General features: G+C 60.2%; 12 protein-coding genes and 1 tRNA gene. 6 read left to right on the plus strand and 7 right to left on the minus strand.

The window, feature by feature from the left end; translation table 11 throughout:
- Positions 1-19: 19 nt before the first annotated feature.
- Positions 20-1,078 carry a hypothetical protein gene (locus tag DDD64_RS02605; protein WP_126134891.1) on the minus strand — a complete coding sequence of 353 codons (1,059 nt, stop codon included), beginning with the start codon at positions 1,076-1,078 and terminating at the stop codon, positions 20-22.
- A 179-nt stretch (positions 1,079-1,257) separates the two neighbouring features.
- Positions 1,258-2,826, minus strand: a complete 1,569-nt coding sequence (locus tag DDD64_RS02610; RefSeq protein WP_126134892.1) for a zinc-dependent metalloprotease — start codon at positions 2,824-2,826, stop codon at positions 1,258-1,260.
- A gap of 239 nt (positions 2,827-3,065) precedes the next feature.
- Here DDD64_RS02610 and DDD64_RS02615 point away from each other — a divergent pair, with 239 nt between their 5' ends.
- The 3 genes from DDD64_RS02615 to DDD64_RS02625 all read left to right on the plus strand — a co-directional run bounded on the left by DDD64_RS02615 (position 3,066) and on the right by DDD64_RS02625 (position 9,163).
- Positions 3,066-4,223, plus strand: coding sequence for a YlbL family protein (locus tag DDD64_RS02615; protein WP_126134893.1), 1,158 nt, complete (start codon positions 3,066-3,068; stop codon positions 4,221-4,223).
- Between the two features lie 136 nt (positions 4,224-4,359).
- Complete coding sequence (locus DDD64_RS02620) at positions 4,360-7,431, plus strand: UPF0182 family membrane protein (RefSeq protein ID WP_126134894.1); 3,072 nt, start codon at positions 4,360-4,362, stop codon at positions 7,429-7,431.
- A 334-nt stretch (positions 7,432-7,765) separates the two neighbouring features.
- Positions 7,766-9,163 carry a Na+/H+ antiporter family protein gene (locus tag DDD64_RS02625; protein WP_126134895.1) on the plus strand — a complete coding sequence of 466 codons (1,398 nt, stop codon included), beginning with the start codon at positions 7,766-7,768 and terminating at the stop codon, positions 9,161-9,163.
- A gap of 131 nt (positions 9,164-9,294) precedes the next feature.
- Here the strand turns inward: DDD64_RS02625 and DDD64_RS02630 are convergent.
- A tRNA-Met gene (locus DDD64_RS02630) sits at positions 9,295-9,368 on the minus strand.
- A 186-nt stretch (positions 9,369-9,554) separates the two neighbouring features.
- Here DDD64_RS02630 and DDD64_RS02635 point away from each other — a divergent pair.
- The 3 genes from DDD64_RS02635 to DDD64_RS02645 all read left to right on the plus strand — a co-directional run bounded on the left by DDD64_RS02635 (position 9,555) and on the right by DDD64_RS02645 (position 15,555).
- On the plus strand, positions 9,555-10,439 hold the full coding sequence (locus DDD64_RS02635; protein WP_126134896.1) for a LysR family transcriptional regulator: 885 nt from the start codon (positions 9,555-9,557) through the stop codon (positions 10,437-10,439).
- A 798-nt stretch (positions 10,440-11,237) separates the two neighbouring features.
- A complete protein-coding gene (locus DDD64_RS02640; protein ID WP_126134897.1) occupies positions 11,238-14,627 on the plus strand; it encodes an Ig-like domain-containing protein in 3,390 nt (1,129 codons plus the stop codon).
- A 211-nt stretch (positions 14,628-14,838) separates the two neighbouring features.
- On the plus strand, positions 14,839-15,555 hold the full coding sequence (locus tag DDD64_RS02645) for a YczE/YyaS/YitT family protein (RefSeq protein WP_126134898.1): 717 nt from the start codon (positions 14,839-14,841) through the stop codon (positions 15,553-15,555).
- An 83-nt stretch (positions 15,556-15,638) separates the two neighbouring features.
- On the opposite strand, the gene DDD64_RS02650 is transcribed toward DDD64_RS02645, so the two are convergent.
- The 4 genes from DDD64_RS02650 to DDD64_RS09170 all read right to left on the minus strand — a co-directional run bounded on the left by DDD64_RS02650 (position 15,639) and on the right by DDD64_RS09170 (position 20,829).
- Entirely contained in the window at positions 15,639-16,688 is a 1,050-nt protein-coding gene (locus DDD64_RS02650; RefSeq protein ID WP_126134899.1) for a glycosyltransferase family protein, read from the minus strand.
- The gene (locus tag DDD64_RS02655; RefSeq protein WP_126134900.1) at positions 16,685-19,282 is read right to left on the minus strand and encodes a sodium-translocating pyrophosphatase; all 2,598 of its coding nucleotides are present in this window, start codon (positions 19,280-19,282) and stop codon (positions 16,685-16,687) included. Before DDD64_RS02655 ends, DDD64_RS02650 begins: the two co-directional genes overlap by 4 nt.
- Before the next feature lie 254 nt (positions 19,283-19,536).
- Entirely contained in the window at positions 19,537-20,292 is a 756-nt protein-coding gene (locus DDD64_RS02660) for an alcohol dehydrogenase catalytic domain-containing protein (protein WP_164545879.1), read from the minus strand.
- Positions 20,293-20,661: 369 nt separating this feature from the next.
- Positions 20,662-20,829: an IS3 family transposase gene (locus DDD64_RS09170; protein ID WP_164545869.1), complete on the minus strand. Its 168-nt coding sequence runs from the start codon at positions 20,827-20,829 to the stop codon at positions 20,662-20,664.
- Position 20,830: the final 1 nt, after the last annotated feature.

The raw sequence follows: 20,830 nt of genomic DNA on the forward strand, positions 1-20,830 counted from the left end.
CGCTCCTGGCCGGGCATTCTTAGGCCGGTGCGGGGCCTGCTTCACAGGGGCAACGCTCATGCGAGGAAAGCGCAACCCGGTAGGGGAATCCGGGCAGCGGCGGCACCACCCACTGGGTTCCCCGAGCATAGTCCGCTTGCCCACCCAGGGCTACAAGCGCGCCGTGCACCGCGAGCGCTGCCGCGAGGGGTACCCCGGGAGTGAAGGGAGCATTCCCGCGGGTGCTAAATACCTGGGGAGCCAGATAGCGCCAGGCAGGATCCGCATCCATCGCCGCGAAAAGCAAACACCGAGCACACGGCCCACTCCCCGGAACCACCACCGGGCCCACCCGAATATCAATATCCTCGATATAGGCCAGCAGATAAGGAATGCGCTGCGTTTCCCACGGGGAACACCGCAGCGGATCAGGTAGCTGCAAAGAGGTCACCAGCGCGAGATCGGGACGGCCCCATTCCAAGGCCGCCCCGGCCGGTTGGGCGGCCACGCGATTTCCGCGCCCGGTGGCCGCCGCCTGGTTCGCGTGCTTCGCTTGCTTCGCGGCCCGTTCTATTCCCAGCGGCGTAACCCGATGGGCCTCCGCAGCAACCTCGATGACCGTAGTTCCCCAGCCGCGCTCGCGAAAATAACTCTGCAGTGCCTGGTGCCGCGCGAATGTACGCCAGCTTGGCCGCCGGAAAATCGGGTGGTCAGTGCCGTGGGGTCTGCTGGTATCCGAGGTGAGAATATAGCCCAGGCCACCGGCAGCAAGAACCGTGCAGATCTCTACCGCCAGGGCATCCAAACGCTCAACGAAAACTGTGCGCCAGGCCAGGTCGGGGGAACCCGGCGGGGAAGTTTCAAGCAAGTCGGAATCCCGCAGCGTGCCCAGAAGCGAGCGTGCCCGCTCCTTGCTCACCGCGCGCCGCTTACACGCATCGAAGAATTCGCTTTCCGTACCGACGGAAGCTAAGGAGGAAACTACCTGCTGTTCCGCCACAGAAAGCCCCGTTAGCCGCAGTGCGACGCGCGGATCAAGACCTATCTGCACTTCATGCGTATCTGACCAGTACACTCCCAGCGGCGAGCGAATCATCATGAGACCACCTTGATAAACACCATGGCCTCAGCATAAAAAGCGCATCGCACCAGCGCGAAAGCCCATCCACAGGCACGGGTATTATCCCCAGACCTGCCTTAGTTATCCACAGCGGGTTCTTCAGGTCACTCGGGTCTTCCGGGTCCCGCGGGTCACTCGGGGTGCGTAGGTCCTTCAGGTCACTCGGGGTGCTCGGGTCCTTCGGGTCCGGACGTATCGGTCGTGTTCGAGTCCCCGGTGGCCTGGTGCGGCGTCGTCGTACCGAAACCCGGTTCGTGCGGCGCGTTGCCGAAAGGCGTGCCCCCATCACTATTGCTCAGAAGCTCCGCGAGGAAAGCATCCAGCTCTTCATCCAGCGCGGAGGGTTGTTCCGCGGGGGAGAAGAAACGGTCCGGATCGTCGAGGTGTTCGGGGAGCGGCAGCAAATCGGGGTGCTTCCAGAGCGCGTCGCGCCCCTCCATGCCGCGTTCCCGGGCGGCGCGCGCCCAGAAGGCTGCCGCTTCACGCAAACGCCGCGGCGCGATATCGAAACCAACAAGGGGGCCGAAAACGCGGTTCGACGGCGCTTCGGTTACCTCGCGGCGCGTGAGAGCCTCCGACAGCTTCATACTGTGGGGAAGCTGGGCCGCCACCGCGGTGCTCGTGACAGCGCTGACCCAGCCCGCCACCAGCGAAACAATATGCTCGAGGCGCTCAAGCGTGGCCTGCTGGGTGGGGGTGCGGGTGAAAGCGAAAACCTCATTCATGTCCAGCTCCGGCATCTGCCCGGACATGAGCTGTTCGGGATCGAGCTGGAGCTCGCGGACCTTCTCCTCGATGGCGTCGGTATCGATGGCGATATCGGCGGCGTAGGCGGCCACGGCGTCAAGAATCGTGCTGCGCAACCACGGTACCTGGGAGAAGAGCCGGGCCGCGGCCTGTTCGCGCACCGCCACGTAGAGCTCAACTTCACGCGCATCCACATCCAATCCCGCGGCGAATTCCGAAATATTAGCCGGCACCAGCGCGGCCGTTTCGCCCTCCACCAGCGGGAAACCGGCGTCCGCGGTGCCGAAGGAAATGTGGGCGAGTTCCGCGAGCCCTTGGCCGTATTGCATTCCCAGTAACGACGCCGTCATTCCGGAGAGCATCCCCTCCAGCCCGCCGGGAATCCCCCCGAGCATCCCGCCCGATAGCATCTGGCGCATCTCCTCCGGGGCGCGTTCGAGCTGCGCGCTGAGAGCTTCACCGAAAGCCCGCGCGAGGTTCGCACCTACCGGAGCGGTGAGTTTCCGGAAAGTCGGAAGAGAATGAGCGATCCAGTCCAGGCGCGACCACACCTGGTTCGGGCCGCGCGGCGGATCGAAAACCGTGACCGGGTCAAGCCACAAACTTGCCACGTCCATCGCGGAGCGAGCCTGATCACCCGCTGCGGCGGTGGGAAGCCCCGGCCCGGATTTATTCACGGTATCCCGGGCGACCTGCTCCCCGATTTTCCAATTGACCGGCCCCTCACCCGAGGAACCGAGCATGGCGCGGATCTGATTCATCACCAGCCCGATATCAGCCGGCAGGCCCGCGCCGGCCGCGCCGCCGATCCCGGGAAGCCCGGGGAACGCTCCGCTGCTCGTGCCGGTGCCAGTGCCGTTCCCGGATGTTGCATCGCCGCCGGGGGCGAGGGACCGCAGGATTTCCTCGGCCGCCTCATCGCCAAGGACTGCCCGCAGCATCTTTTCCCATTCGTCACGCGGCTGTGAATTCTCAGTCATTCTTCTCCTCGAGGTCCACCACTAAGCCTAAAACACCGCGGGCCCGCGCGGGTAGGTGCCTCCGCCCCTGGCGCAGGAGCCGGGGCCCGCGCGGTACCGGCACGTTGTCGTGAGCGGCGCGCTGTCGTGAGCGGCGGGATAGGTGAGCAGCGGGATAGGTGAGCGGCGGGATAGGTGAGCAGCGGGACACGTGAGCAGCGGTAGGACTGAGCCGCGCGATCAGGCATGATGGAGAGGTGATGAAAAAACGTGGTCAGGCAGGTAGTCCCCGTTCCGCGCGCCGCAATTCTCGGGCCGCGCGCCGCAGTGCCCATCCCGCGCGCCGCAGCGGCTTTATTTTTGCGAGCCTGGCGGTCCTCGCCCTCCTGCTCCCGGGTGCCTACACGGTGGAAATGGCCGGCCCGGCCCTTGACGTGACCGGAGAAGTGGCCGGTACTCGGCTGGTGAACGTGGAGGGCGTGCCCACCTATCCCACCGATACCCAGCTCTATATGACCACGGTATCCGCGGCGGGCAACCCCGAGGCGGGAACCCTGGGTGCACACGCACTCTGGGCGCTAGTTGACCAGGAATCCCAGCTACTGCCGGTGCGCCTGCTTTATCCGCCCACGCTTTCCAGCGCGGAAGACGATGCCCGCAACGCCGAACTGATGAATAATTCCCAAACCGTCGCGGCCGGAGTTGCCCTGGAAAAGGCCGGCCATCAGGTCACCATGAAACTGCGGGTGGTGGAGATTCCGGAAGGCTCTCCGGCGGCCGGTCAGCTCGAAACAGACGATATTATTACCGGCATTGCCGCCCCGGGCACCGCACCCACCACCGTCTCCACTTTCGGGGAACTGTCGAAAGTCCTGTACGCCACCGAACCGGGAAGCACGGTGACGGTTTCCTACCAGCGCGGCGGTGAATCCGGCACCACCACGATTATTACCGCGCCTTTCCCCGCGGATGAAACCGGCTGGGTCCACCCCGGCTCCCTCCTGGGGGTTTCCCTCGCGGTGGAAGATGTGCAGCTCCCGGCCACCGTCACCTACGCGGTGGAAGGCATCGGCGGGCCCTCGGCCGGCCTCATGTTCGCTTTGGGCATGTACGACGAACTCACCCCCGGCTCCCTGGGTGGCAGCGCCGTTATTGCCGGCACCGGCACCCTCGCCTTCAACGGGGAGGTGGGCCCCATCGGCGGGATCCAGCACAAAATCGTGGGGGCGCGCGACCGCGGCGCCACCGATTTCCTCGCCCCGGCCGCGAATTGCGGGGAAACAATCGGGTACGAACCGGAAGGCTTACGTATCTGGGCGGTGCGGAATTTTGACGACGCCGCAGCTGCCGTCCGGGCCATCGGCGCGGGGCGCACCCCGGCACTCCCCACCTGCCAGGATCTGGCTGCGGGCCGGTAGGGGCGTGTTCGCGGGCGGCGTCGTCGTACCAAAAAACCGTTCCCACACGCGCGATTCTCAGCTTTTTCCGCTATGTTTGATAGGGAATAGTGATGGCCGGGCGCCCGTGCGCCGCGGAAGAAGTTGAGGATTTCGTTTGAGTACAACCGCACATCCCCGTTTGCGGCGGGAGACGCCGGGAGCTTTTTGGTGGACACTGGGTGTTCTAGCCATTCTCCTCGTGGCGCTCGTCGTCGGATCGGGCGTTTACACCGACGTTAAATGGTACGAACAAATCGGCGCGGCCCGCGTGTTCTGGACCCAGTGGGGCTGGACCATCGCGCTGGGCACCATCGGCACCCTCCTGGTTGCCTTCGTGCTGTGGCTGAATTTCCGCCTCGCGCGCACGAAAGATGAAGGGATCCAGGCCCCCAGTGTTGCCAACTACCGGAAAGCGGCGGAAAAGTACCGCTGGGCCACCAACCTGGGCCTCCCGCTGCTCGCCGGTCTGATTTTCGGCGCACCGCTGGCGGGTGAATGGCGCACCTACCTCATGTGGATTTTCCGCACGCCCTTCGGGGATACGGATCCGCAATTCGGGCGCGATGTGGCTTTCTACGTCTTCACGCTCCCGGTGCTGCAATCGGCGCTCAGCTTCGCCATCACCCTGCTGGTGATCGGCGCGATCGGCGCGGTGCTGGGCCACTATCTCTACGGCGGGGTCACGGTGGATTCGGGCAAGGTGCGGGTGCGCAACCGGGCCCGGGTGCATTTCTCCGTGCTGGGGCTGCTCGCCTTCATCCTGGTGGCCGCCTACTTCTGGCTGAGCCGCTACACCCTGCTGCTGTCCAATAATGATCGTTTCTCCGGGGCTTCTTACACGGATATTAACGCCAAGCTGCCCGGGCTCACGATCCTCGCCATCACCTTCCTGGCCATCGCGGTGCTCTTCGTCATTTCGGCGCTGCGCGGTTCCTGGCGGATTATTACCGCCGGGCTGGTGGTGGCCCTGGTCACCGGGGCCACGGTCGGGTGGGCCTGGCCGGCACTGGTGGAACGCTTCCGCGTTACCCCGAACGCCATCGAGATGGAAACGCCGTATATTGACCGCAATATTTCGGCCACTCTCAAGGCTTACGGCCTGGATAATGTGGAGACCATTCCCTATAACGCCCGCACCGATGCGGAAGCCGGGCAGCTGCGTAATGACGCTGAATCGACGGCGCAGATCCGCCTCCTCGACCCGAATATCGTGTCGCCCACCTTCAACCAGATGCAGCAGAATCGCCAGTACTACGGCTTTGCCTCGCAGCTGGCGGTGGATCGTTACAACCTCAATAAGACGGATCGGGATACCGTTATCGCGGTGCGTGAACTCAACCTGGACGGCCTGGGCCCGGACCAGCGCAACTGGGTGAATGACCACACGGTTTACACCCACGGTTACGGCGTGGTGGCCGCCTACGGCAATACCACCTCCGCCTCCGGCGCCCCGCAATTCCTCCAGTACGGCATCCCCTCCCAGGGTGAGCTGGGCGAATACGAACCGCGCGTGTACTTCGGGCAAAACAGCCCCGAATACTCCATTGTGGGTGCGCCGGAAGGCACCGCGCCCTGGGAAATTGACTATCCCTCCGATGCTGCGGAAGGATCGCAGGTCCTCAATACCTATACGGGCGACGGCGGACCTTCGGTGGGGAACTTCTTTGACAAGCTCATGTTTGCCATCAAGTTCCGCTCCACGGATATTTTCTTCTCTGATCGCGTGACTTCCGAATCGCAGATCCTCTTCAATCGCGACCCGCACGAGCGGGTGCGCCTGGTGGCTCCCTACCTCACGCTCGATTCCAAGGCCTACCCGGCCGTGGTGGATATGGACGGAGATCCGGCCACCCCCAAGCGCCTCGTGTGGATTATCGACGGGTACACCACCTCGAATAACTACCCGTATTCGGCGCGCGAATCCCTGGCGGCGGCCACCACGGACGCCCTCAACTCGCGTGGTATGTACGGGGCGGCCTCCGGCCAAGATGTCAATTACATCCGCAATTCCGTCAAGACGGTTGTGGATGCCTACGACGGTTCGGTATCGCTGTACAAGTGGGATGAGAAGGACCCGATCCTGCGGGCTTGGGAATCCATCTTCCCGGGCATGGTGCAGCCGATGGACAAGATGTCCGGGGATCTCATGGCGCATGTGCGCTACCCGGAGGATCTGTTCAAGACGCAGCGTTCGCTGCTCACCCGCTACCACGTGAAGGACCCGGCCTCCTTCTACTCCGGTGGTGACTTCTGGAATGTTCCGAACGAACCGGCGGTGGATACCGCGAGTACGGGCGGTATTGCGGCGGCCCAAACCGATAGCAAGCAGCCGCCCTACTACCTGACGCTGCAAATGCCGGGCCAGGATTCAGCGGAATTCTCCCTATCCACGGGCTATATCCCGGGTGGGCAGACAGACCGTAATATCATGACCGGTTTCTTCGCGGTGGATTCCAACGCGGGATCCACGCCGGGGGAGAAGCGCGAGGGCTACGGCAAGCTGCGGCTCCTCGAGCTGCCGCGCGACCTCACGGTTCCCGGCCCGGGCCAGGCGCAGAATAACTTCCTTTCCGACCAGAATGTTTCCCGCGCGCTCAACCTGCTGCGTTCGGGCGGTACCACGGTGCGGATGGGTAACCTGCTCACGCTCCCGGTGGGTGGCGGCATGCTCTATGTGCAGCCGGTCTACGTGCAGGCTTCGCAGGGCACTACCTACCCGCTCATGCAGTACGTGCTCACGGCTTTCGGTGATGGGAATATCGGCTTCGCGCCCACCCTGGAAGAGGCTCTCAACCAGACCTTCGGAGGTGATTCGGGCGCCCAGGCGGGTGACGCCGGATTGCAGAACGTCAAGGAAGATATTTCCGCTGGCGAGGGCAAGGCACCCGCGGCGGGTGGCACGCCCGGTGCCACACCCACTCCCGGTACGACGACGCCTACCCAGCCCGCGCCCCAACAGCCCAGCGCTGCGCCGGGAGCGCCGGCGCCCGCCCCGGCCCCGGCCGCGGGTGGCACCCCGCAGGAGCGTTTGGATGCCGCGCTGCAGAGCATGAAGCAGGCGGTGGGCCAGGCCGATAGCGCGATGAAGAGCGGTGACTGGGCGGCCTACGGTCAGGCTCAGAAGAACCTGCAGACAGCGCTCGACCAGGCCATCGCAGCCCAGAAGGAGCTAGAAGGCGCTCGGTAAGCTGAGATAGCAACCTGGCTAGCAGCCGACTTAGTGGCGGCCACCCGTTCGCGGGTGGCCGCCACCGGCGTCTCTGGTGTCTTTAGCCTCTCTACGATCTACCGGCTCTCTAGCACCGGGAGCCCTCTTTAGCGCCGAGAGCGGGAGGCGGTGGTAGGGCAAATACCCGAGTGTTTATTCATAGGTTGAGCTGGGCGAATGCTGCGCGGCGTCGTCGATAAACATACGGCGTAGCCGCGGCTTCACGCGACCGCTAGTGCAAGAATTAGTAGAAAAGCTGCGCATTTATGGATACTTATTCGGCGGGTGCGCCGCTCTGGGTATATTCAGTTTTATGAATGCTGTTGTGGTGGCTGTTTGTTTGATGCTCCTCCTCGCGGTACTTCGTGTTCACGTGGTACTGGCTCTGTTTATCGGCGCGCTCGCCGGTGGTTTACTCAGCGGGATGGGCCTGGAGGGGACCATGGTGGCCTTCCAGGAAGGCCTGGGTGCCGGGGCGAAAATCGCGCTCTCCTACGCGCTGCTCGGTGCTTTCGCGATGGCGGTGGCCCATTCGGGGCTTCCGAATCTGCTGGCACAGTGGATGCTTGGCCATCTGCGCAGCTCTGACGGGACGGGTGCTCGTAAGCGTGCCTTCACCCGCTGGGCCATGCTGGCGGGGATTTGCGCGATGGCGGTGATGAGCCAGAACCTTATCCCGGTGCATATTGCTTTTATTCCGCTGCTTATCCCACCGCTCCTGGTGGTCATGAATAACCTGCGCCTGGATCGGCGCGCGGTGGCCTGCGCGCTCACCTTCGGATTGGTGACCACGTACATGTTCCTCCCCATCGGCTTCGGGAAAATCTTCCTCACGGATATCCTGCTGGGGAATATCGCGAAGGCCGGTATGGATGTGAGCGGCATCAACGTAATGAGTGCCATGGCGATTCCGGCGGCGGGGATGGTGGTTGGGCTGCTGCTCGCCGTCTTTGTTACCTACCGCAAGCCGCGTGAGTATCGGGATGTGGCGGTGGATACCGGCGCGGCCGGGGGCGCGAACACGGGCGGCGATGCCGGTGCGGCGGGCGCGGCGGGCGCGGCTCCGGCTGTTTCTCGCTACCGCATTGTTATCTCGCTCGTGGCGATTCTGGTGTGCTTCGGGATCCAGCTGGTCCTCAACGCGGTGGATTCGGACGCTGATGCGCTGCTGGTTGGCGCGCTGGTGGGGCTGTGCGTTTTCATTTTCTCGCGCGCCATCAAGCTGCACGAGGCCGACGACGTCTTCACCGGCGGCATGAAAATGATGGCCCTCATTGGCTTCATCATGATCAGCGCCCAGGGCTTCGCGAACGTGATGAGTGAGAGCGGGCAGATCGAACCACTTGTGAACGCCACCGCGGCGATGTTCGGGAGTAATAAGGCGATGGCCTCGCTCGCCATGCTGCTTGTGGGACTGCTGGTGACGATGGGGATTGGATCGTCGTTCTCCACGCTGCCGATTATCGCGGCGATATACGTGCCCCTGTGCGTCACGCTAGGATTCTCCCCGCTGGCCACCGTATCGATTATTGGCACGGCGGGCGCGCTGGGCGATGCCGGTTCACCCGCTTCGGACTCTACTTTAGGGCCGATGGCGGGGCTCAATGCCGATGGCCAACATGACCATATCCGCGACTCGGTGATCCCCACCTTCATCCATTTCAATATTCCGTTGCTCATCGCGGGTTGGATTGCTTCGCTGGTGCTGTAGCGCAGCGGGGTTGGCTAGCAGGTAGTGGTTCTCACTTGGTTTGAGTGGGAATTCCGGGGCTAGCATAGGCCCGGCGCGGATATGGCAAGAGTGCCTGACCGGTATTTCACCTGGTCAGGCACTCTATTTCGTGGCGGGGAGAGGATTTGAACCTCTGACCTCCGGGTTATGAGCCCGGCGAGCTACCGAACTGCTCCACCCCGCGGCGACTGTTCTACTATACGGGCTTCCTGGGGCAAATGCAAGTGTGGTCTTGATCTCCTTGGTATGGGTATGTGTTAGGGGTGAAAATTTATTCGAGACGAGAGGCTTTATAGTGTGAATTTCGCGAAATTGAGTGGTATAAGTAAACTAAGAAAAGTCAAGATATGCACATAGCTATGGGGGCGCGGTGAAGCTGCAGCATCTAGAAGCCTTTGTTGTGGTGGCAAGGGTTGGGTCGATTAAAGAAGCAGCGGTTGAACTGAACTGCAGTCAACCATCGGTCACGAAGCAAATTCGCGAATTGGAAAAGACTTTGGGTCAAGAACTTCTTGACCGGTCTGGGCGCGGAATTCGGCTTACTCCTGTAGGTGTACTGTTCGCCGGAAGGGCCCGGGAGATTCTCAGCTTGTCGCGGCGCACGGTCGAAGAGTTCAGTATGTTGCACGGTGATATTGGCGGGCATGTGGTTATAGGCACTGTTGAGAGCGCCGCTGTCGTCGATGTTGCTCGGGCAATTAAATGTGTGCGGGATAAGCATCCTGGAGTCGGTGTTACGCTGCGTCGGATACGCAGGGAAACCATTCTAGAAAGGCTCGCGAGCAATGCGCTTTCTTTCGCTATCGTTCCGGATTCCTGGGATCTAGCGGGATACGAGAGGCTTCCCTTGCCAACGCGGGACCGGTGGGGAATTTTGGTTCCCGCTGCGTCTTCTCTTGCGGCTAAGAAAGGTGTGAATGTGGAGGACCTTGAAGGCCTTCCGCTCATTTGCCCGGATGATAGCGTGGGTCATCGCCAGTTGGCTCGGTGGCTGGATGAGCACAGTGATCAGTGCCGGGTTATTTATGACGTGGTCTACCACGCGCCACAATTGGTTGATGCCGGGGTTGGCTATGCGATTATCAATGATTGTTCTGCGGGTAGGTGCTCACCTCTCGGTCTGGTGTTCGTTCCGTTAGTGCCATCCACGCACTCCTCCACGAGTCTTGTGTGGGATCCGAGCCGTGCGCTCACACGAGTGGAACTAGCATTCCTGGAAGAGGTTCGAGGTGTCTGCGCACAGGCGATCCGGTGACTTGGTGGGCGTCATTACTGCCGAGAGCTTCATTCAGGCCAGTTCCATTGCGCAGCGCGTGGCGTAAATATGGTTCTAGCATCCTGAAACGGTGGGGCGTCCTGGAAATTAAGAATCATTCCAGCTTTTAATGGAATAAATATTAATAGTACAAATAGCTCTAGCATTTTTATCGGATGAACGAAGTCTGGTGCAACGGTGCGCTAACTCGGTGAAGTGTAGCCGATCACTAGTTATTTACTTCACAGTTTGCCGGGGAGTTTCTTGGAAAACCGTGCTAAATGGGTAGAAAGTTCTCCTCTTTGGATGGTGTGGGCGTGTGAAGTTCCAGGTCAGAGTCGTAATCGTCCGATTAATAAAATGTCATTAAATCGCGAAATTGCAATTTATAGTTATGTTACGATTCTGAATGATTTAGCTGGTGTGGCGCGTTACTTATTGTGTTTTGGTGATGCTCAGGCGCATCTCTTTCACAAAATTCACCTAAGTGGCGATATGCGCACCCGCAAGTCATCCGATTATCTACCAATGGAGAAAAGATGTCTCACTACACGGGGGCGCCTAAATCGGCACCCGGCATTTTCACTCCGGCTGGCACGCGAACGCGGGGGGGGGGGTACTCTCCGCAAGAAACTGTGGGCCGGTCTCACAGCCGCAGCGTTGTGTTTGACTCTCACCCCCACATATAGTGCGCCTTCCGCACATGCTTACACTGAGATCCAGTCGGTTGGACAAACGGGTAAGCCCAACACCATTAGGGGTTGGGTATTCCAAGACAGAAGTAAAAGTCGAACCTACATGAATACTCCTGAAGACAAGGCTCTTCCCGGAGTGAAGGTTTACGCACAGTGGACCGACTATAACAATAAGAAGAAAAAGGGCGCCGTTTCCCCCGTTTATTGGACGCGCTCGGAAGCTGATGGCAAGTATGCCATTAACATTCCTGAGTGGACCGACGCTATCGGCACCGTGCATACGTGGGAGGCTACCGCAGGTCAAACTTTGCGCGTATGGGCGGAGAATCCTGACGAGTCAAAATACACCACCGCGTTCGTGGAAGGAGATTCCACTTTTGGTGGTCAGGGAGACCGCTACCGCGGAACCTGGAATGGCACGGTTGGTGTACGGGTAGTCGAAGGGTTCAATATTGCGTTCCAGGAACGGCCCGAATATGATCAAATGTTCCACCCCGAGGATCAATGGAAGAAAAGTACCCGTGCGGGTGCCGGTGGTTATGTAAAAGGTCGTGTCTGGTTCGAGCAGCGTGGTACATTCGGTGACGTTGATGCTGTTCCCCGGTTGGAAGATCGATACGGAGACATTGCCGTTCCCAATACGAAGGTTGTAGGAGCCTACGTCCAGGATGAAGTGGCTCGCCGTTTCGATGCGTGGAAAGAGAAGAATCCCGGTTACAACCGAGATGACTTCAAGACTGCGCAGCGCGAGATTATGGCAGCTTATGAGGCGGAAACTGGAAAGTCAGCTATCGCAGAGACTGTTTACGACACTACCGATTCCGCGGGATGGTACCACCTGCAGTTCCAGGGGCTGTGGGGCAATAATTACTGGAGCAATGGCATCGGGAAGCATACGCACGGTGATCCCGTTCCCGAAGGGGATCCAAATGCTGCCTGGACGAAAGGACAATGGCACAGTCGCCACATTAATGTCCAATATATGTATGTCGCTCCCGTACTCCCGAATGGCGTTGGTGGGTCGCTGAACAATCTCCGCGACAACATGTTCCAAAGCATGACTAATGATGTAACCCTAGCTACTGACGGTGCTATGGATAACATCATTAATGTTAATTACGCCTTGCGTATGGAGAATAGGCATTTCGAGGTTGAGAAATATAACCAGACCGACAAACCTGCCGCTCCGGGAGATACAGCATCCACGAAGGCTACCGGTTTCGAAGCGAATCGCGGCTATGACATTGTGTGGACCGATTCGAACGGAAACGAGATTAAGACGTGCACCTCTACTGCTTCGAACTTGGGTGTGGTCGAGACTTGTGACCTTCAAGTACCAGAAGATCTAGATGCAGATCAGATCTATACCGCAACTATTTACCCTGAGGGCAGTCGAGACGCCGCTCTAGCAAAGGATGCTTTCGCAGCTAAGGTGACACCGGAGTACAAGAAGACCATCGTTGATCTTGATACCCAGAAGACTGTTGAAGCGCCCTTGAATAAGGAAAATGGCACAAAACCGAAAGATGCAAAGTATTCTGCTCTTACGGAGGAAGATATAATTCCTAAAGAACTTCTCGCCGGCGTTGATCAAACAAAGGTGAAGGTTGGTTCTCAGCCCTGGGCTAGTGTTAATAGTGACGGAACGATTACCCTTACTCCGACTCGTGACGCTGTTGAACCCGGTGAATACCTTGTTCCGGTGAAGGTAACTATTGGTTCAGAAAACGATTCATACGAAAAAGTTATCCTTGCCCCGATCACAGTGCGTGATCCCAATGCTGATGGTGATAACGATGGCACTCCAGATCTGAAGGATCGGTGCCCGTCTGTTGCTGGTCCGGCTTCTAATAATGGTTGCCCGGCTTGGGGTGATGGTGATGGTAAGCCTGGCGCTGATGTGACGCTTGAGAAGGATCCGGCTAATGGCCCGATTCCTGGTTCTGCGTCGTGTGAGGCGACTGGTGGTGCTACTTGCGTGATTGGTGAGGATGGCAACGTTGTTGTCAAGGTTCCTGGTGACGCGAAGGATAAGGACGAGATCACTGTCACGATCAAGGATGGTGATAAGACGTTTGATACGTCGAAGGTGACTGTCACTGATCCGGATACTGATGGTGATACTGTTCCTGATTCGTTGGATCGGTGCCCGTCTGTTGCTGGTCCGGCTTCTAATAATGGTTGCCCGGCTTGGGGTGATGGTGATGGTAAGCCTGGCGCTGATGTGACGCTTGAGAAGGATCCGGCTAATGGCCCGATTCCTGGTTCTGCGTCGTGTGAGGCGACTGGTGGTGCTACTTGCGTGATTGGTGAGGATGGCAACGTTGTTGTCAAGGTTCCTGGTGACGCTACTCCGGGTACTGAAATCACCGTGACCGTCAAGGACGGCGACAAGACCTTCGATACTTCCAAGGTAACGGTTACCGAGCCGGACAAGCCCATCTGGAATGACGGAAGCAGTAAGCCGGGTGTCCCGGTTGATATTCCTAATACCGGCGGGCCGGTACCTGACGGCACGACGGTGGAAGTGAACGGTCCGGGTACTGCGACACTCAATCCTGATGGTTCGATCACGGTTACTCCGGATCCCGATGCGAAGGATAAGGACGAGGTCGTCGTTACTATCAAGGATCGGGATGGTAAGGAACTGGATACCGTGACCGTGACGGTGACCGATCCGGATACCGATGGTGACGGACTCACCGATGGTGAAGAGAAGAAGATCGGTACCGATCCGAAGAACCCGGATACCGATGGTGATGGCATCAATGACGGTGACGAGGTGAATGGCACCAAGAATCCGTTCAAGGATGACAAGTCTGACCCGAACGGTAAGCCTGGTAATACCGATCCGCTCAACCCTGATTCGGATGGCGATGGCGTGAATGACGGTGACGAAGTCACTGGCAAGCACAACAACGGTAAGCCGACCAACCCGAATAAGGCCGATACCGATGGTGACGGCGTGACGGATGGGGATGAGAAGAAGGATGGAACCGATCCGAACAACCCCGACACTGATGGCGATGGCCTGACGGATGGGGATGAGAAGAAGATCGGTACTGATCCGAAGAACCCGGATACCGATGGTGATGGCATCAATGACGGTGATGAGGTGAATGGCACCAAGAATCCGTTCAAGGATGACAAGTCTGACCCGAACGGTAAGCCTGGTAATACCGATCCGCTCAACCCGGATACTGACGGTGATGGTCTCACCGATGGTGACGAGGTGACCGGTGCCAAGAATGGCGGTAAGCCAACCAACCCGAATAAGGCCGATACCGATGGTGACGGTATCAACGACGGTGACGAAATCAAGAACGGCACCGACCCGTTGGATCCGAACGATCCCGGTAAGCCTGCGCCGAAGCCCAAGAAGGTCAAGAAGACTCTTCAGGTGACAGGTGCAACGAGCGTCGGTCTTGCCGGCACGGCAGCACTCCTGCTGCTCGCCGGTGGACTCGTGGTGACGCGGCGCCGCAAGGCATAAGCTGCTGAACTAATCGCATAACACAAGCGAGGGGCTGGTAGAGAATCCTCTAGAGGATGATCTACCAGCCCCTCCTTGCGGATGAAGCCGCTCGCACGAATGACGAAAGCGACCTCCGCCACGGCCCAGGAAATGCCCGCCCGCATGCACTACGCTGGTGATGCCGCGGTGTGGCACGGCGGCTTCCCTGAGATTGAAAAGGTGGCTCGTCATGTTTGAGACACTGCGCTGCGCCCGCGAATGGACGTTACGCCCGGGCAGCCTGCTGCGTCGCTCGCTGGTATGCCTCATCGGCGTGATCCTCACCGCCATCGGCATCACCGTGGCCCTCAAAGGTCACGCCGGCGTGGATCCCTTCACGGCCCTGCTCCAGGGCGTCAGCCACGTGACGGGCCTGTCCTTCTCCTGGGTGGTCCCGGCGGTCAATATCACCCTCATCGCCCTCATTTTCCCCTTCGATCACAAAGTCTTCGGGCTGGGCACCGTCCTCAACTTCACCCTGGTCGGGGTACTCGTCACCAGCTTCACCGGCATCCTCGATTCCATCTACGTTTTCACGTATTCCATCCCCGGGATGCTCGCCCACCTCGCGGTAGGGCTAGTTATTTTCGCGCTCGGGCTCTCGCTCTACATCACCCCGGATATCGGGCAGGGCGCCGCCGACTGCATCGTCCCCGTCCTCCTGCGCCGCTTCCCGGGCCACTCCTACCGCACCTTCCGCGTGGCCCAGGACTTCATCGTGGTCCTCATCGCCCTCGCACTCTTCCGCTTTGACCTCAGCAGCGGCGTGATCGGCATTGGCACCGCGATTATGGCGCTGGGAATTGGCGTCGTCGTCGATTTCTTCAACCGCACCGTCGCGTACCGCCTGGTAGGTACGACGACGCCCTACACGGCCCGCCCCGCCCCCGCTATCACCGAGGAATAAAACGCGAGGTCAAAGCGAGGCCGCAGGCGCTGGCGCCGTCGTCGTTATGTTTGCGCCTAACCCTACGCACACCGCACCGACTGCTACGAGAACCACCTCCGTACCGCGGCTGTGATTTCCCGGTCGAAGGCATCATCGGAGTGATGCGCCGCGATCCACTCGCGGAAACTCCCGCCGCAAGCCGCATCCAGATCCACCCGGCACTGCGCGGTGCGGGTAAGAACCCTGGTGAGCATGGCCGCGGCGGCCGCGGTATCGCCATCCGGATAGAAGAAGGGATAGTGCTCGGGCAGCAGGGCGCGGGCCCAGGGTACGTCCGGGAATACCCCGAGCGCCCCGGCGCCCAGCGCCTCCACGTAGGACAGCCCGTAGGATTCCTCCGCGGCCGTGGCCAGGAACGCCGTGGTATGCGCGAGAGCCTCGTAATACGAAGTGCGGGTATCGGTGAGCGGCCCCACGTGCATCCACGGCAGGCGCGAATACGTCATGGCTTTCTCGGAAACCAGATGCGCTTCGTGCAGGCGCATCTCCACCGTGAGGGGAATAAGCTCACGCACCCGGGTCAGCACATCCATAAAGAACTCGGGGCGTTTGCGCGGGGAAAGGTAGATCGCGGGGTAGAGCACCACCGGGACGTCCGGCTCGTGCCGCTCCTGCACGTGATCGAGGCGGAAACCGAGATTCACCCACCCCAGTTTCAGGCGCCCGGCCAGCGGCGGCACCGTCCACTTATTGACCATCTCGCGGATCTCCCCGGCGGTGCGCTCCGAATTCGCGAACGTGGGGAAGAGCGCGCAGGAAAGCGCCACCGGGGCGAGTTCCTCGGCGCTTTCCAGGGTCGACACCGGCAGCCACACAAAATTCATGAGGCGCGGGGTAGCGTGGCCGGCCTTGCGCAGGCGCGCCCACAGCGCCGGAGTGTCATGCACATCCATGGTGATAACAACCGTATCCGGGGCAAGATCTTGCGCGGATGCTGCCGCCGGGTTAAGAACCGCGGTGCCCGGGTTAAGAACCGCGGCGCCCGGGAAAATACGCAAGAGACGCCGCAGCAGGGTGGCGCCGGCATCCTGGCCGACTATATTTCCTTCCGGGCTGAGCTGCGCGCCGGACCAGTGCACGGCGATATTCATGCCAGGACTCCCTTCTCGGGTTCAGAGGTAGGTTCAGAGGTGAATCCGGATCCGGGTTCGGATTCTGATGCGGATTCTGACGCAGGTGCGGGCTCGTCCAGCAGCGGATCCTCCGTGGAGGCCTGGATTCGCATGCTGTAGAAGGAACGGTAAATAAAGACGAGCGCGAGGGCCCCGAAGCACACCGCCAGGCCGGTGACCACCGCGGTGAGATTCTGGGCATTGAGGCTCACGGCCAGCTCCACGGCGAGCAGGCCGAAGAGGGTGGTGAATTTAATAATCGGGTTGAGGGCCACCGAGGAGGTATCCTTGAACGGATCGCCCACGGTATCGCCCACGATGGTGGCATCGTGGAGCGCGGTGCCCTTCGCGTGCAAATCCACCTCCACGATCTTCTTCGCGTTATCCCAGGCCCCGCCCGCATTCGCCATATAAATCGCCTGGTAGAGGCCGAAAATAGCGATGGAAATGAGGTAGCCGATGAAGAAGTACGGCTCGATAAAGGCGAAGGACAGCGTGGCGAAGAAAACCGCCAGGAAAATCGTGAGCATTCCCTGCTGCGCGTACTGGGTACAAATTTCGACGACGCGCCGCGAGTCATCATGGGAAGCCCGCTCCGCATTCTTATCCAGGTGGATGGAATCCTTGATGAACTCCACCGCCCGGTAGGCCCCTGTGGTCACCGCCTGCATCGACGCCCCGGAGAACCAGAAGATCACCGCGCCCCCGCTGATAATCCCCAGCAGGAACGGGGCGTGCATGAGCGACAGCATCTCGATTCCGGCTGTCAGCCCGCCGGTCAGCCCGATAATAATGGAGAAAATCATCGTGGTGGCACCCACCACCGCGGTGCCGATGAGCACCGGCTTGGCGGTTGCTTTGAAGGTATTGCCGGCGCCGTCGTTCTCCTCCAACATGAGCTTGGCGCGATCCCACTGCGGCGCGAAACCGAAACCGGAGCGAATATCGGCGTCGATATCAGGAAGAGCCTCAATGCGGGAGAGCTCGTAAACCGACTGGGCGTTATCGGTCACCGGCCCGTAGGAATCCACCGCGATCGTCACCGGCCCCATGCCCAGGAAACCGAAAGCCACCAGCCCGAAAGCGAAAACCGCCGGCGCTAGCATGAACTCGCCCAGGGTGGCATCCGCGATCACAAACGCCCCGGCCATGAGCCCCACAATGGTGATACCCAGCCAGAAAGCGGAGAAATTCCCGGCCACCACGCCGGAGAGAATATTGAGGGAAGCCCCGCCCTGGCGCGAACTTTTCACCACTTCACGCACGTGCCGCGAGGTCGTGGAGGTGAAGACCTTGACCAGCTCCGGGATGAGCGCCCCCGCGAGAGTCCCGCAGGTGACGATCGTGGCGAGCGCGAGCCACAGTGCGCCGTCGTGCCCACCCAAAACGAGCCAGGAGATCCCGTACACGCAAGCAATGCAGAAAATCGAGGTGAGCCATACAAGTGAACTCAGAGGTTTTTCGAAATTGAGGGTGGTGGCCTGCGCGTAGCGGGTCGCGGCCAGGCGCGCATTGAGCCCGTAGGCTAGAGCCGAGGCAATAATCATCGCCACCCGCACCGTGAACACCCACACCAGCAGGGTGGCTTGCAGCGCCGGATCATGAACGGCCAGCACAATAAAGGTCACCAGCGCCACCCCGGTCACACCGTACGTTTCGAAGCCGTCCGCGGAGGGGCCCACCGAATCCCCGGCATTATCACCCACGCAATCGGCGATAACACCCGGGTTCCGCGGGTCGTCCTCATCAATTTTGAACACGATTTTCATGAGGTCGGAGCCAATATCGGCAATCTTCGTGAAAATACCACCGGCGATGCGCAGGGCCGACGCCCCCAGGGATTCCCCGATGGCGAAGCCAATAAAGCACGCCCCGGCCACATCCGCGGGCAGGAACAGCAAAATGACGAGCATCATCAGCAGTTCCAGGGAAATGAGCACCATCCCGATGGACATCCCCGAACGCAGCGGCACCTGGTGCAGCGGCAGCGGCCGCCCGCGCAGCGAAGCGAAAGCCGTGCGCGCATTAGCCAGGGTGTTCACGCGAATCCCGAACCACGCCACCGCGTAGGACCCGCCCATACCCAGCAGCGAGAACGCCACCACAATCGCGAGCTTGCCCCACGTGAAGCCCACGAGGAACTTGTAGTAGACCACGATCACCGCGGTGATGAAGGCCCAGAGCACCAGCAGGAATCGCCCCTGCTTGACCAGGTAGGCTTTGCAGGTTTCGTAAATCAGGTCCGCGACCTCGGCCATGGCCCGATGCACCGGAAGCTTACGCAGATTCATATACGTGATGAGCCCGAAGCACAGCCCCAGCACGCATACCCCCACCCCGATGAGGAGGAGCAGCCGGCCGGAAACCCCGCCCACCGCGCTCACGCCCGACAGATCAGGCAGTACGATATTTGCTTCACCTCCGTGCACAGTTGCCCCACCGGCGGGCGCGCTCGCGGATGCGGCGCACGAACCTAGGGCAACGGGAGCCAGCGCGAGCGCCCCGAGCAGGGGGAGCAGCCGGCGTGGACGCGAGGTGTTCTTGTGTGTGGATACAGAAAAACAACGTCCCATAATTACCTCGACATAAAATGATGAGGCTCCTTTGCCTCTCTTTCATCCTAGGTCGGCCGGGCGATCAGTAATAGGGACCAGGTACGACGACGCCGCACAAGTGTGCGCCACTTTCGCCGCGAGAGGCCGGTCGTCGCCGCGTCTAGGCCCGAGGTCCCACGGTGGGTGGGTCTTTCGGGGTGGGTCTTTCGGGGTGCGGCCTTTCGGGGCGCGGCCTTTCGGGGCGTCCGGACAGGCACTCTGAGCCGGGCGGGCTAGATCGCGCTTTCTGAACCGGCGAGGCACGACGTGTTTTCAGAGCTGTACTTCATTTGTCGTACGTTCGAAGTACACCTCAGGAAAAGCACCTCGCCCCGCCGCTGCGGAGACCCGGCTCGGCGGGCGCGAGAGGCGGATTGCGGAAGCGGATTGCGGATGTGGATTGCGGATGTGGATTGCCTGGCGGTGGGGTGAGGCATATCGGTATGCCGGTGTCGCGGGTGGGTGTGGTTGGCGTAGTGGTACTGGAGAACATCGGTCCTGACAGAGTGGTACTGCACGACAGAAAATCGGGTATTGGTTGTAGCTCCAATACCACTTTGTTTGTGATCGCCGCGGGTGCCCTCTCGGAGACCGGAAAATGCATCCTCTCGGCCGGAGGTCTTGTAGAAAGAAACGCTATGGCGGTGGGTGCCACAGAAAGCAACCCCATGACGGTGGGTGCCACAGAAAGCAACCCCAGTGCATGATTTGGAAAACTTAATGTATTTGCTGTTGCATTTTGTGCGGAGCGGGAAGTGGGACACCGCGGGCACGCCGAAGACTCGGTCACCGGGGCGGATATTGGTGACGGCTTCGCCCACTTCGCGCACCACGCCAACGTATTCGTGCCCGATAATGAAATCGGTATCCACTCCCATGTGGCCAGCAACAATATGGGTATCCGAGCCGCATACCGTGGTTGCGGTGATGTCGATGAGTGCATCGGTGGGGGCTTCCAGACTGAGATCCGGGATTTCCACCAGTTTCACGTGGCCAATGTCAGTGAATTAAATACCGCGCATAAAGTCCTCCTTTGGATCGCGCAATTTGTGGTGTGGCGTTCACTCTAACAGTGTTTGCCGGTGCCGGGTAGCGGGGGCTGGGCGTGCCGGGCTGGCTATGGTGGGCCGCAAAATGTACATTTCGGACCGCGAATCTCGTGAAGTGTACGTCCCTGACATAAATTCGGGCTACATATGTCACTGGCGTACATTTTGCGGGCGGGGCACGGCCGTGGGTTGGCTGCCGGTGGGCTTGGGCTACCGGCATGCCGGTGTTGAGGCCGCGCTGGTCTCAAAGTGCAAATCCTGGACTTCGAGGGGCGCAAAGTGTAAGCCAGGAACGGGGCTGCGGACTGTTTATTGGACATTATTGCTTAAAACCGTTTGACGGTGCTCCGTGATAGTTAAACCATCGAACTTCAAGGTAATACGCTTCTGGTTATAAAAGAGCATATACTCGTCTATCGCCTCGCATAACTCATCAGTTGTAGCCCACTTCTTCCCGTAATAAATCTCGGTTTTCATC

Source organism: Actinotignum sanguinis, assembly GCF_003957255.1.
Classification (GTDB): Bacteria; Actinomycetota; Actinomycetes; order Actinomycetales; family Actinomycetaceae; genus Actinotignum; species Actinotignum sanguinis.